General features: G+C 54.4%; 7 protein-coding genes and 1 riboswitch. Of the genes, 3 read left to right on the top strand and 4 right to left on the bottom strand.

Annotated features, from left to right (window positions below):
• Window positions 1-48: 48 nt before the first annotated feature.
• The 3 genes from K0H81_RS03700 to K0H81_RS03690 form a co-directional block, all read right to left on the bottom strand.
• Window positions 49-1,092: a FecCD family ABC transporter permease gene (locus K0H81_RS03700; protein ID WP_220059933.1), complete on the bottom strand. Its 1,044-nt coding sequence runs from the start codon at window positions 1,090-1,092 to the stop codon at window positions 49-51.
• Window positions 1,079-2,059, bottom strand: coding sequence for an ABC transporter ATP-binding protein (locus tag K0H81_RS03695; RefSeq protein ID WP_220059932.1), 981 nt, complete (start codon window positions 2,057-2,059; stop codon window positions 1,079-1,081). Before K0H81_RS03695 ends, K0H81_RS03700 begins: the two co-directional genes overlap by 14 nt.
• Window positions 2,060-2,163: 104 nt before the next feature.
• Window positions 2,164-2,342: riboswitch (cobalamin riboswitch) on the bottom strand.
• A gap of 72 nt (window positions 2,343-2,414) precedes the next feature.
• The gene (locus K0H81_RS03690) at window positions 2,415-3,026 is read right to left on the bottom strand and encodes a histidine phosphatase family protein (RefSeq protein ID WP_220059931.1); all 612 of its coding nucleotides are present in this window, start codon (window positions 3,024-3,026) and stop codon (window positions 2,415-2,417) included.
• Window positions 3,027-3,355: 329 nt separating this feature from the next.
• Here K0H81_RS03690 and metH point away from each other — a divergent pair, with 329 nt between their 5' ends.
• Both metH and K0H81_RS03680 read left to right on the top strand, forming a co-directional pair.
• A complete protein-coding gene (gene metH / locus K0H81_RS03685) occupies window positions 3,356-7,078 on the top strand; it encodes a methionine synthase (RefSeq protein WP_220059930.1) in 3,723 nt (1,240 codons plus the stop codon).
• Window positions 7,079-8,003: 925 nt separating this feature from the next.
• Complete coding sequence (locus tag K0H81_RS03680) at window positions 8,004-8,936, top strand: hypothetical protein (protein ID WP_220059929.1); 933 nt, start codon at window positions 8,004-8,006, stop codon at window positions 8,934-8,936.
• A 1,094-nt stretch (window positions 8,937-10,030) separates the two neighbouring features.
• On the opposite strand, the gene katG is transcribed toward K0H81_RS03680, so the two are convergent.
• On the bottom strand, window positions 10,031-12,301 hold the full coding sequence (gene katG / locus K0H81_RS03675; protein ID WP_286670507.1) for a catalase/peroxidase HPI: 2,271 nt from the start codon (window positions 12,299-12,301) through the stop codon (window positions 10,031-10,033).
• 1,127 nt (window positions 12,302-13,428) lie between these two features.
• Here katG and K0H81_RS03670 point away from each other — a divergent pair.
• Entirely contained in the window at window positions 13,429-14,256 is an 828-nt protein-coding gene (locus K0H81_RS03670) for an SseB family protein (protein ID WP_220059928.1), read from the top strand.
• Window positions 14,257-14,410: the final 154 nt, after the last annotated feature.

Here is a 14,410-nt window from a genome sequence, read left to right as displayed (position 1 = left end):
ACGCTTTTCCTTCCATACTCTTCTCTTTCCGTATACAGAGGACCTGGGCTAGTTGCCACGCTTGCCGCCCAGGATAAACAGGAAGAAGAGGCTGCCTATCACAGCCGTGATGATCCCCACCGGCAGCTCCTGATAGCTGAGCAGACACCTGGCCAGCACATCCACCCAGATCATAAACAGGCCGCCCACCAGGGCCGTCAGCAGCAGGGCGAAACGCCCGGGCAGCAATAGGCGCACCATGTGGGGTACCATCAGGCCGACGAAGCCGATGCCGCCACAGTTGGCCACCAGGACGGCGGTGATCAACGAGCAGAGCAGTAGGCTGACGAGGCGTAAGCGCTGTACCCGAATGCCCAGGGTATGGGCGGTCTCATCCCCCGCCTGAATGGCGAGGATCTGCCGCTTAAGCAGCAGCAGGATGGCGCTCGCCGCCAACACCAGCAGCCAGGGCAGCCAGAGCATCTGCCAACTCGCCTTGGCAAAGCTGCCCAGGCTCCAGAAGAGCACAGAGGCGGCCGATTGCGGCCCGGAGAAATAGAGCATCAAGCTGGCCAGCGCGCCAAACAGGAAGGAGATCGCCACCCCGGAGAGCAACATGCGCTCTATCTGGGTGTTCAGATCCCGCCCGCACAGAGCCAGCACCATGAGCACCGCCAGGCTGGCACCGATAAAGGCGCCGAGCGGCAGGCCGACACTGGCCAAAGCGCCGCCGACACCGCCCAGCAGGGTGATCACCACAACCGCCCCCAGACTGGCGCCCGAGGAGATGCCAAACAGATAAGGGTCGGCCAGGGGATTACGTGTCACCGTCTGCAATACGGCACCCGCCAGGGCCAGACCGAAGCCGGCGATGAAGGCCAGCAGGATGCGCGGCAGGCGCAGCTCAATCAATATTCTTGCAGTCACGCCGCCGGGGTCGGCGCCGCTCAGCTTGGCCAGCAGCACATCAAGCACCTCGGCGACGCCTATCTGCGCCGCGCCGAAGCTCACCGCCAGCACAGGAGTCGCCAGTGTCAGCAGCCCCAGGCAGACGAAGGCCAGTTGTTGCAGCGGGCTATAGCCTCTTCCCAGACTCAGGCTAGCGCTCATCATGGTTAGCCTCCTTCGCCTCAAGGGGCAGGTCATCCAAGCCATTGCCATGCAGAGCACTCTGGTCAGCATTGTGAAGGTGATAGCCATAGAAATAGTTAATCTGCGGGTTGCCGTGCTGTGGATGGGGCGATACCTGACAGCAGACGCCGAATACCCTGGCGATCTGCGCCTCGCTCAGCACCTGTTTGGGCGAACCTTGAGCCACGGCCTTCCCCTGATCCAGCAGCAAAAGTTGATCGCACAGGGCGCTGGCGAGGTTGAGGTCGTGAATCGAAATCACCACAGTCACCCCGAGGGCCTTGAGCAGCTCGAGGATCTGGATCTGATAGCGGATATCCAGGTGATTGGTGGGCTCGTCGAGGATCAACAGCTTGGGCTGCTGCACTATGGCGCGGGCGATCAGCGCCCGCTGCTTCTCGCCCCCTGACAGGGAGGCGTAGGTCTGTCCGGCGCGCTCCTTGAGCCCCACGGTTTCCAGGGCCTGACTCACCGCCAGGCGGTCGGCCTTAGTGGTCATGGAGAAGGCGGCCTTGTGTGGCGTGAGCCCCAATGCCACCAGCTGGGCCGTGGTCATGTCGAAATGCTGGGGCGTGTCCTGCAACACCACGGCCACCTCGCGGGCAAAGGCCCTGGCGCTCAGGCTGGCGATGGGCTGACCAAACAGCTGGATCTCACCGCTGCTAGGCGTAAGGAAACGATAGAGGCAGCGCAGCAGGCTGGACTTGCCAGCGCCATTGGGACCTATGATCCCCAGCATCTTACCCTCTAGCAGATCCAGCTTGACCCCAGAGAGGATGGCGCGCTCGCCGCAGCGCCAGCTAAGATCCCGCACCGACAGCGCCGGGCGCGCACAGGCGCCATCGCCGATGGCTGCACCAGCACCTGTGTCCGTACCTAAAATAGCACCGTCACTGGCGCCGTGAGACAGGAATGATTCTGTTTGTGATGGCTGACTAGGGGCGCTCAAGGTCGCGCCCTCCGGGAAACGACGCCGAGGCGCCCTCGCCCTTGGGCCAGACTCGACCCCGAGGTATTCTTCATCTATAGGCTCCCTCAAGTCACCCGCTTGAGATAGTGGTTGGAGAGTAGGCAGGTATCCTGACTAATGGCGACCAGGTCGGGTTCGACTAGGTAACACACTCACAGTTGCGGGTACAGTTTGGGCTAGCGGCACAAGGCCTTCCCCAATTCCCTATTAAGTCCGAGTTATCGCCTTGGCGATCTCGACACCATACTCCCGGCGCAGGCGGTCCCCACGCACGGTTATTATGCTAAATTTCGCGCCGCTGGCAAGCGGGCTGCTACTCGGGCTAACAAATCAATTACTCGGCGTCGTGCCAGTGCAGGCGCCAGTAGCCCTCTCCCGCCTTATCGCGATAGTGGCTTACCTTGACCACGCTGCCATAGTCCAGGCTCAGCCGGGTATAGAAGCCCACGGCGCGCTCTACCCCCAGGGCTTTGGCCATCAGGTGACGTATCACGCCGCCATGAGTGAGCAGTAACAAGGCCTCACCACTATGCTGATGCACCAATTGCTCGACCACCTCGTCGACACGCTGCTCGAACTCAGCCATGGGCTCCCCTTCGGGCAGTGGATTGGCCCAAGGGTCCCGCCAATAGGCACTCAGCTCCTCGCCGTGATCGGCATGCAGCTCAGGGATAGGCTGACCATCCCAACGGCCGAAGTAGATCTCCTTGAGCCCGGCATCCAGCGCCACCTTCACCTGATTCTTAGTCGTCAGATGTTCGGCAAACACGCGGCAACGCTTAAGCGGCGAGCTGATCACCCTGTCCACCGTCTGGGGCAGCTTGGCATAGGCCAGCTGCATCTGGGCGAAGCCTATCTCTGTAAGCGGTTGATCGCTATGGCCGCGCAGCAGGTTGCCGCCTTCACATTCGCCGTGGCGCATCAAATAGAGTGTCGTTTGCGTCATAACTGCAGCATTAAACCTTTTCAAGTTAAGTCGCTAGCAGCATACCCTTATGGCAATAAGCTTGGCAACGCCAGACAATTAACACATTGAAAAACTTTCAAATTAAATATCTTTGTCAGCCTTTCCATACAATGCGGTTTAAACAGGACGCAGCGGCGTAGCCCTCGAATTTCATCCGTGTTTACGCTTATACTCATTTGACTTGCCCTGGGTATTATAAGTCGATTAGTATAGACGTCTATACGTTTATACATCCAAAATAAAAATAGCACGTCAAATCGATAGACGCGGCAGTTTAGGCAATAGGTCAGTTGAAGTAGGTGAAAGTTATGGCGACCCAATCCCCTGTTCGAAACGTAAGGCAGATTAACGACGCGATCCGCGAGCGACTCAATAAGGAAATTTTGATCCTCGACGGCGCCATGGGCACCATGATCCAGAACCACAAGCTGGAGGAGGCCGACTTTCGCGGCGAACGCTTTGCCGAGTGGCCCTGCGATCTCAAGGGTAACAACGACCTGTTGGTGCTGACCCAACCCGAGCTTATCAAGCAGATCCACAGAGATTACCTGCTGGCGGGCGCCGACATCATAGAGACCAACACCTTCAACGCCACCCAGGTGGCCATGGCCGACTATGAGATGCAGTCGCTGTCACGGGAGATAAACCTAGAGGGCGCTCGACTGGCCCGCGCCGCCTGTGACCAAGTTGCCGCCGAAACCGGCCGTCAATGCTATGTGGCCGGGGTTCTCGGCCCCACCAACCGCACCTGCTCCATCAGCCCAGATGTGAACGATCCTGGCTATCGTAATATCCATTTCGACGACCTTGTGGAAGCCTATATCGAGTCGACCCAGGCCCTTATCGAGGGCGGCGCCGACATCATCATGGTCGAAACCATCTTCGATACCCTCAACGCCAAGGCGGCGCTGTTTGCCATCGAGACATTGTTCGAACAGCTGGGCCAGCGTCTGCCTGTGATGATCTCGGGCACCATTACCGATGCCTCGGGCCGCACCCTGACGGGTCAAACTACAGAAGCTTTCTACAATTCACTGCGCCACGTGAAACCGCTCTCCATCGGCCTCAACTGCGCCTTGGGGCCGCAAGAGCTGCGCCCCTATGTAGAGGAGCTGTCGAAGATCGCCGAGTGCTATGTATCGGCGCACCCCAATGCTGGCCTGCCCAACGAGTTTGGCGGCTACGACGAGACCCCGGAGCAGATGGCCGAGGTGATCGGCCCCTGGGCCGAGGAAGGCCTGCTCAACATCATAGGTGGCTGCTGCGGCACCACCCCAGAACATATCAAGGCGATCCGCGCCGCCGTCATCAAGCACGGTGCCCGCCAGCTGCCGGATCTGCCGGTGGCCTGTCGCCTCTCAGGCCTGGAGCCGCTGACCATAGACGCCGACTCGCTGTTTGTGAACGTGGGCGAGCGCACCAACGTTACCGGCTCGGCCAAGTTTCTGCGGCTGATCAAGACGGGCGAATATGAAGAAGCGCTGTCGGTGGCCCGGGATCAGGTGGAAAACGGCGCCCAGATCATCGACATCAACATGGATGAGGGGATGCTGGACGGCGTCGAGGTGATGCAGAAGTTCCTCAACCTTATCGCCTCCGAGCCCGACATCAGCCGGGTACCTATCATGATCGACTCCTCCAAGTGGGAGGTGATCGAGGCCGGGCTCAAGTGCATCCAGGGCAAGGGCGTGGTGAACTCCATCTCCCTTAAGGAGGGCGAGGCCAAGTTTATCGAACAGGCCACCCTGGTGAAACGCTACGGCGCGGCGGCCATCATCATGGCCTTCGACGAAGTTGGCCAGGCCGACACCATGGCGCGCAAAATAGAGATCTGTACCCGCGCCTACCGGGTATTGGTGGATAAGGTGGGCTTCCCGCCGGAAGATATCATCTTCGACCCCAACATCTTCGCCATCGCCACCGGCATCGACGAGCATGACAACTATGCGGTGGACTTCATCGAGGCAACCCGCGAGATCAAACGTACCCTGCCCCACGCGATGATCTCCGGCGGGGTGTCCAACGTCTCCTTCTCCTTCCGCGGTAACAACCCGGTGCGCGAGGCGATCCACGCCGTGTTCCTCTACCACGCCATCCAGGCGGGGATGGACATGGGCATAGTCAACGCCGGGCAGCTGGCGATCTATGATGATATCGATCCCGAACTGAAGGCCAGGGTGGAGGCCGTGGTGCAGAACCTGCCCTGCCCGGTGGAAGATTCAAACAACACAGAACAACTACTGGAGATCGCCGAGCAGTACCGTGGCGACGGCGCCACGGGCGCCAAGAAGGAAGATCTCGAGTGGCGCAGTTGGCCGGTCAACAAGCGGCTGGAGCACGCCCTGGTCAAAGGGATCACAGAGTTTATCGACCAGGACACCGAAGAGGCGCGCCAGCTGGCCAGCCGTCCGCTGGATGTGATCGAAGGCCCACTGATGGATGGCATGAACGTGGTCGGCGACCTGTTTGGCTCGGGCAAGATGTTCCTGCCCCAGGTGGTGAAATCGGCGCGGGTGATGAAGAAAGCGGTGGCCTACCTCAACCCCTACATAGAGGCGGAAAAAGTCGAGGGCGAATCCAACGGCAAGATCCTCATGGTGACGGTCAAGGGTGACGTGCATGACATAGGCAAGAATATCGTCGGCGTGGTGCTGGCCTGTAACGGCTACGAGGTGGTGGATCTCGGCGTCATGGTACCGGTCGAGAAGATCATAGAGGTCGCCAAGGCGGAAAATGTCGATATCATCGGCATGTCGGGGCTTATCACCCCGAGCCTGGATGAGATGGTGCACAACGTCAAAGCCTTCCATAAGGCGGGGCTGAATATTCCCTCCATCATAGGCGGCGCCACCTGCTCCAAGATCCACACGGCAGTGAAAATCGCACCCCACGCCCCCGAAGGTGCCATCTATATCGCCGACGCGTCGCGCGCCGTGCCCATGGTGGCCAAGCTGATCAACAAGGAGACCCGCCAGGCGACCATAGATGCCGCCTACGAGGAATACCGGGTGATGCGCGACAAACGTAATTCACAGGCCAAGCGCAAGCAGATCGTCTCCCTCGAGGCGGCGCGGGAAAACCGCTGCCAGCAAGACTGGAACGCCCATACGCCTTTTGTCCCGAATCAACTGGGCAGACAGGTGTTTGACGACTATCCGCTGGAAGACCTGGTCGATCGCATCGACTGGACGCCATTTTTCCGCAGCTGGGAGCTACACGGCCACTTCCCCAAGATCCTCGACGACGAGGTGGTGGGCGAAGAGGCGCGCAAGCTCTATCAAGATGCCAAGGCGATGCTCAAAACCATCATCGAAGAGAAATGGCTTACGGCAAAGGCGGTCATCGGACTCTTCCCGGCCAATACGGTTAACCATGATGATATCGAGATCTACACAGACGAGAGCCGCAGCCAGGTCGAGATGACCACTCACCATCTGCGGATGCAGATAGAGCGTGTCGGTAACGACAACTTCTGTCTCGCCGACTTCGTCGCGCCGAAAGACTCTGGCGTCGCCGACTACATGGGCGGCTTCGCCGTCACCGCAGGACACGGCATCGACGAGCATGTGGCCCGCTTCGAGGCCAACCATGACGACTACAGCGCCATCATGCTCAAGTGTCTGGCCGACCGTCTGGCCGAAGCCTTTGCCGAGCGGATGCACGAGCGGGTGCGTAAGGAGTTCTGGGGCTATGCCGCCGATGAGAACCTGGATAACGAGGCGCTAATTCGCGAGAAATACAAAGGGATACGTCCGGCCCCAGGCTACCCCGCCTGCCCGGATCACACAGAGAAAGGCCTGTTGTGGGAGCTGCTAAAGCCCGACGAGACCATAGATCTCAATATCACCGAGAGCTACGCCATGTTCCCCACCGCCGCCGTCTCCGGCTGGTACTTCGCCCACCCGCAGTCGCGCTACTTCGGCGTGACCAATATCGGCCGGGATCAGGTGGAGGACTACGCCAAACGTAAGGGAATGAGTGTTGAGGAGACAGAGCGTTGGTTGGCGCCGGTACTCGATTATGATATTTAACGGGAAGTGATCTGGAGTCATCACATAGACTCCTTGTGATTGTTTAAACTTCGTTTGAACTTGAGTCCAGAGGCTTCGCCTCACTAACTCATACGGCCTTGCGGCCGAGGAAAGTCGTGGGTCTTCAACCCACACCCGAGCAAGAAGGGGATCAACAGCAATCCCCCTCTTGCATCTCCCCTGCCGCCCCAGACGAAGTTACATGCATTGATTAGGAGCCTCGTGCTTATGGATAAATCGCTACCGCTTCCGAAGGATGCATCCATGCACCTGCGGAAGCTAGTCGGGCATCCATGCCCGCCTCACCCGATTTATTCCAACGCCCTTCGGCAACTTCGATGGGGACTTGTTGTAGCATCTAACCTATTCTGAAGGGTCAGTCACCCTGGTCATTGGTATCTAACAGGATACCTTTTTGAGTTAAATACCTTTCTAGGGCAATGAAGGGAATCGCCACTACAAGCGTGTAAACTATGGCATTTAGAAAACTTTGAGTGATTATGCCCATAAACGAGCTGGGATACAGGCTAGAAAATATTAGCCCAGATAAAATGATGCTCACCATAGCAATATAAAATGCTAGCCCTATGCTGGTCAGCCTTTTACTCGCTCCATCTTCACCCGGTACCCACAACGTCTATACATTTAACCCATTGAGTGCGTTATCCTCAAAAAATATAAGAATTGTCAAAAAACCAACATAAGAAACAAAATGCCCCAGCAAGCCAACAACAAATTCAAAACAAACCCAAAGCAAATTCAAAACAAATTCAAAACAAATTCAAAACAAACATATTTAAAAATAACCCCCTACAAAAACAGCAAAAAACCATTAATATTTATGGGTTGACAGGATATTACCCTTCCTTTACATTCGATATATGTAAAAACAACAATCTGTTCTCAATAAAGGAGTATGTAGAACATGAATAAACTAATACAAATCCCCTCAACTTTAATACTATTTTTTGCATCTTTATTTGCACAAGCTCAAACGAATGCAATCGTAGATTGCAGTGATTGTACTGCGGCACAAAAAAGCCTCATGGCCAGTGATATAAGTAATTCAAACACATATAAAGTATACGTCTATGATGTTCAAAATAGTCAAATTACGATTGATGAATATAGAACCATAAGTAGTGGTGGAAGTGATTGGGACGAAGAGAGTTATAGACCTGAATACTGGGCCAAGCACATTACAACTCATGGCCCAAATAGCCAATTAGCTCAAACAATGGGAACGCCTATCCTAAAAATTTTAGCTGCACAAATGAAAGCTCAAAAAGAGCTTTTTAGCTCGCCTATTGTTTTGCCAGAAGATGGCAGCTTTGATTCTGCTTTCACGGCTCTAGAAGCTAAAGAAGATTTCACTGGGTATGCAACAGAGCTGATTAACAATATGCCTGAAATGAAAGAGCAATATTCAGTTGCAGATTCACAATGGGCAGTAATAAGGAATAACTTTGGCATTGGAAAAGGCATAATCTCTTTATCTAACCCAATGAGTGTAAACGTAAATTTTGTATTCAAGGATAATACATCTGTTACATTCGGCGTATCCCACGCAGTATTATATGGTGGAACTAGAATAACTATTGAATTGACCTTTAAAGATGCCTACGATGCTACAGGGAAGAGAATCCCTCGTTCAAAGTATACTGTCAATGAGTACCTAAGAAATGTAAAAGACAGTCAAAAAAATCAACAAGAAGTTGGTGATTTAGTCGCACTAGCTAACTACTTAGTCACAATAGAAGGTATCAATGTATATTTTGGAGATGGAAGCGCAACAGTAAGAGGTGGTGGAGGTTCTGTAATTATCATCGATCTAAAAAGAATGAAAAGCTCAGAATAAAACCTTAAATTTACCTTTCGGCTCTATATGCGTTAAAAACAAGAGCCGAAAGGCAATATTAGAACACAGATTCAAATACTAAGATAGAAACATAAATCCACAACGCTTTCACATCATTAGTTTTATACCAATATGATACAGACCAGTTCAACTGACACATTTATTAACTAAATTTGTTATTTAACCAACCTACCAAAACATTATGCAAAGCATCGACTAATTCTAAAAATCACGAACTATTCAACACAGGAACTAGATATAGAGTAAGAAATCTAGTTGTATTTTCTAATCGTAATTTTAGCTACTATATTTCATATCTGATAGCCCTCCATTGAAGTTACCGACGACTACACGGATGCAGGAATTAGAGCGAAGCAGGATGCCAGAGCCGAAATACACAGATGAAAATGCCGTGTAGCCATCATGGACAATGGCTAAGGCTCGGGGGGACAGAAGTTCCATCCGAATCTTTAGGCGATTTTCATTGGAGTATGAGGCGCCTAACCAATGCATGTAACTTCGTCTGGGGCGGCAGGGGGAGATACAAGAGGGGGGATTGCTGGAGATCCCCCTCTTGACCGGGTGTGGGATGGAATCCCAAGACGTTAATATCCAAAAAAGTTTGCTCTAATCACTTCCCTCATCTGGCAAGCTAACCTCCTATCATTACCGGTTGTGGCTACAACAAATCCCCATCGAAGTTGCCGAAATGCGCAGATGAAAATGCCGTGTAGCCATCATGGACGATGGCTAAGACTCGGGGGGACAGGAGTCCCATCCGAGTCGTTAGGCGATTTTCATTGGAGTATGAGGCTCCTAACCAATGCATGTAACTTCGTCTGGGGCGGCACGGGGAGATGCAAGAGGGGGATTGCTGGAGATCCCCCTCTTGCCCGGGTGTGGGATGGAATCCCACGACTTTCTTCGGTCACTAGACCGACTCACCTCATAACAATGGGATGGAATCCCACGACGTTAAGTTAATATCCAAACAAAGTTTGAGCCAATACATACGTAAGCCGTGAGGTATCACCTCCCAAAGGGAAAGAAATAACCCCACGACTTACAACGGTCATCAGACCGACACTCCCCTGTTATCTATCTAAATTCATCACCTTGACCCAGGCGGCGACGAAATCATCGACAAACTTCTGCTTTGAGGTATCGAAGGCATAAACCTCGGCAACCGCGCGCAGTTCAGAGTTAGAGCCGAAGATGAGGTCCACCGAAGTGGCGGTCCACTTAGGTTTGCCGCTGCTACGATCCAGCCCCTGGTAGATGCCATCGACATCTGACTTCTGCCACAGGGTCGACATATCTAACAGGTTGACGAAGAAGTCATTGTTAAGCGTACCGGGACGCTGGGTCAACACCCCGTGCTTAACCCCTTGATAGTTGGCATCGAGGGCACGCAGGCCACCGACTAACACTGTCATCTCGGGCACAGTCAGATCCAGCTGGTCGGCCTTATCCACCAGCATCTCGGTGGGCGACTTATAGCTGTGGTTAACGTCGAAGTAGTTTCTAAAGCCATCGGCATGCAGCTCCAGCAGGCTAAAGGAGTTTTCGTCCGTCTGCGCCTGAGTGGCATCACCTCGTCCCGGGGTGAAAGGCACGGCGACCTCGAAGCCCGCCTGCTTGGCGGCCTGCTCTAGGGCGCTAGCCCCCGCGAGTACGATAAGGTCGGCCAAGGAAACCTGACGCTTGCCGGCGCCCTTATTAAAGTCGGCACGAATCGCCTCCAGCGTCTTAAGCACCGTGGCGGTTTCGGCTGGGTTGTTCACCGCCCAATCCTTCTGCGGAGCCAGAGCGATACGAGCACCATTGGCGCCGCCACGCATATCTGATTGACGATAGCTGGCCGCCGACGCCCAGGCCAGGCGCACGCGCTCGGCAACGCTCAGCCCAGACTTGCTGATGGCTTTTTTAAGCTGCTTGATATCGCCGGCGCTGAGACGCGATTGGGTCTTATCATCGATTGGGTCTTGCCAGATGAAGCTGCCCTGAGGCACCTCTTTACCGAGGAAGTTACGGGCAGGCCCCATGTCTCTATGAGTCAACTTGTACCAGGCCTTGGCAAAGGCCAAGCGATACTCTTCTGGGTCAGCCAGGAAGCGCTCGGCGATCTTTCGATACTCGGGGTCATACTTGAGCGCGAGGTCCGCCGTGGTCATCACGGGCGCATGAAACTTACCTTTGACATGAGCATCGGGCACGGCCTTGTGCACCGACTCGTCGGTTGGGATCCACTGGATCGCACCGGCAGGACTGCGGGTCTGTTGCCAGTCGTAGGTCAGCAGGTTACTCAGATAGAGCGAGGTCCACTTAGTCGGCGCCTGAGTCCAAGCCCCTTCCAAGCCACTGGTGATGGTGTCTTCTGAGTGGCCCTTGCCACACTTGTTGTGCCAGCCCAGCCCCTGAGCTTCGATGCCTGCCGCAGCAGGTTCTGCCCCCAGACAATCTTTCGGCTTGTGAGCGCCGTGCATCTTACCGAAGGTATGGCCGCCGGCGATAAGTGCCAGAGTTTCCTCATCATTCATCGCCATGCGGGAGAAGGCGGTGCGGATATTCTTGGCCGAACCTAATGGATCTGGCACCCCTTTCGGGCCTTCCGGATTAACATAGATGAGCCCCATGTGGGTCGCGCCTAAGGGTCTTTGCAGCTTGCCGTCTCTGTCTTCACGATCGCTGGCGAGCATCTCGACCTCCGGTCCCCAGTACACCATGTCTGGCTCCCAGTCGTCGTTACGACCACCGGCAAAACCGAAAGTCTTGAATCCCATGTTTTCCAGGGCGACGTTGCCCGCGAGCACAATTAAGTCTGACCAGGAGAGCGCCTCGCCATACTTCTGTTTCACTGGCCAGAGCAGGCGGCGCGCCTTGTCCAGGCTGGCGTTATCGGGCCAACTGTTTAACGGCTCGAATCGCTGCTGTCCGCCACCGGCGCCACCACGGCCATCCAAGGTGCGATAGGTTCCTGCGCTGTGCCAGGTCATGCGAATGAAGAAGGGACCATAGTTGCCGTAGTCGGCTGGCCACCAATCCTGCGATTGGGTGAGTAGCTGGTCGATATCGGCTTTTACCTGGTCGAGATCCAGCGAGTTGAAGGCCTTGGCGTAGTCGAAACTTTCGCCGTAGGGATTGGAGCGGGAGTCGTGATCCCGCAGCGGGGAAAGATCCAATTGATCGGGCCACCAAAACTGTTTGCTCTTGGGTTGAAACGCTTTGGCGGTGCCTGTGGCGGCAGCCCCTTTGGGCTTAGTCATCTGTGCGGATTCTTGCTCATCGGCGACGGCAGGGTTAAACACCAACAAGGCACTCACTAACGCCGCGAGCGTTTGCTTGTTTACTGTTTTTCCTTTCATGGTTAGCTTCCTTCAGGTTAATTACGCTTCGCCGAGGCGAAGCCTGTTGTCAGCCCAGAGTGGATTTCGCCAAGCCACAAAAAACAAAAAAGAGACAGCAAGCGGCAAGGCTAAATTTCCAGGGCGTGATTTAGTCATCAGGAATATATTAGAAGCAAGATGCTAAAAGCATATATCGAATAAAAACGATTATCTTAATCGAAAATAAGAAAGCCTTTTTAGTGGCGAAAACCACAGTTCTGACCATAGCCCGACAAACCTCTGCCGATACCCGTCTCGAAAAAATCGGCACAACCATCTCAGCGAAGGTACTAGCAACAATACAGGTCGTGGCTACAACAAATCCCCATCGAAGTTGCCGACGACTGCATGGATGCATCCTTCCGAAGCGGTAACGATTTACCCATAAGCACGAGGCTCCTAACCAATGCAGTTAACTTCGTCTGGGGCGGCAGGGGGAGATGCAAGGTGAATAATCATCTTTGATGATTGTGCTTACGAACGAGAGGCAGGGATGCCGAACTGGCTTTTATATAGGGATATATTTGAGGATTGCTGTTAATCCCTCTTGCCCTTGTGTGGAATGGAATCCCACGACGTTAATATCCAAACAAAGTTTGCTCTAATCACATCCCTCATCTGGCAAGCTAACCTCCTATCATTACCGGTTGTGGCTACAGTAAATCCCCCTCGAAGTTGCCGAAGGGCGTTGGAATAAATCGGGTGAGACGGGCATGGATGCCCGGCTAGCTTCCGTAGGTGCATGGATGCATCCTTCGGAAGCGATAGCGATTTATCCATAAGCACGAGGCTCCTAATCAATGCATGTAACTTCGTCTGGGGCGGCAAGGGGAGATGCAAGAGGGGGATTGCTGGAGATCCCCCTCTTGCCCAGGTGTGGAACGGAGTTCCACGACTTACCTCGGCCGTCAGGCCGCACATTCCAAGGTATGGGATGAAAACCCACGACTTTCTTCAGCCGCCAAACCAACTCCCCCTCGAGTGAGGAATAGAATCTCAAACGAGGTTTGCCCCCACTCCCCCTAGACCCAACTAACACCTTGATCTACTATGCCTACTCACCAGGATGTCTGGTCTCTACCAGCTGGCAACAAGGATTAAAGAAAATGGAAGTTACACTCACCCCGAGCAACGCCCTCGAAACCGCCCTGCAGGCGGCACTTGCCGATCACACCCAAGCCAAAGCCCTCTATGAACACCTGATTAAGGCCAAGCTCTACCTGCTGAGCGATGGCCAAGAAACGCCTCAGGCCGATGGCACCACTGAGCTCTCCATCATGCAATGGCACATTCCCGTCAGCGATGAGCAGGTGCACTACTTCGTCCCGCTGTTTACCTCCCAGGAGGCGGTCGATCAGGCCAAGGCGGTTATGGAAGCGGAGGGCACAGAATTTCACGGCCAGATAGAGATAGATGCGCCTCAGGCATTTCAGCTGCTGCTGAGCAACCAGATGGATATGGCACTCAACCCCAATAGCAATTTATCAAAAGTCGTCAGCAGCGATGAGATCCGCTATATGTTGCTGCCCGACATGGCGCTACTCCCCCAGGGCAATCACCTCCTGCTGCTCGGCAAGGTACTCGCAAGCGATCTGCCCATGTTCGGCGCGGTGCGTCAAATATTGGCTAACTACCCCAACGTCAAGGCAGGCTATTTCATCGAAACATGCGAGCTGGATATCCGCCGCGGCGGCACAGACAGCGCCTTCACCCTGGCGCTCACCCTGCAGGGAGACAGGATTAGCGATGATTTCAGCTGCATTCGCAGCGATTGCCGCAACCTACATAGGGAGATTGAGCTTCATGGCTGGGAAATACGCCCCTACCTATTAAGAAGTGACAAACATGATGAGATAAGCGACTTCTGCCTGAAGAAGCTTGAGCCCTTCTATCGCCCTTCGCTGCTGAACAAATTCAAGACCTGGTTTAGCTGATCGGCAAGCCAGGCTCGGCGGGTGACTTAATTGATGAAAAGCGCTGCTCAGTCAGCAGAAAAACGGCCTTAAGTCAGCGGTGAAAAGTGCACTCAGCCAGCATTGGGGCCTGGTTGAACTATACTTAGCGTTAACGTTTCACAACGTTAACGAG

Origin of the sequence: Shewanella halotolerans (genome assembly GCF_019457535.1) — a bacterium.
GTDB classification, from domain to species: domain Bacteria; phylum Pseudomonadota; class Gammaproteobacteria; order Enterobacterales; family Shewanellaceae; genus Shewanella; species Shewanella halotolerans.
This window is presented reverse-complemented; position numbering and strand designations above follow the sequence as displayed.

Coding starts and splice junctions, on each gene's coding strand:
- metH (WP_220059930.1), top strand. CDS start 3,356: ATGGCGACCCAATCCCCTGTTCGAAACGTAAGGCAGATTAACGACGCG.
- K0H81_RS03680 (WP_220059929.1), top strand. CDS start 8,004: ATGAATAAACTAATACAAATCCCCTCAACTTTAATACTATTTTTTGCA.
- katG (WP_286670507.1), bottom strand. CDS start 12,301: ATGAAAGGAAAAACAGTAAACAAGCAAACGCTCGCGGCGTTAGTGAGT.
- K0H81_RS03700 (WP_220059933.1), bottom strand. CDS start 1,092: ATGATGAGCGCTAGCCTGAGTCTGGGAAGAGGCTATAGCCCGCTGCAA.
- K0H81_RS03690 (WP_220059931.1), bottom strand. CDS start 3,026: ATGACGCAAACGACACTCTATTTGATGCGCCACGGCGAATGTGAAGGC.
- K0H81_RS03670 (WP_220059928.1), top strand. CDS start 13,429: ATGGAAGTTACACTCACCCCGAGCAACGCCCTCGAAACCGCCCTGCAG.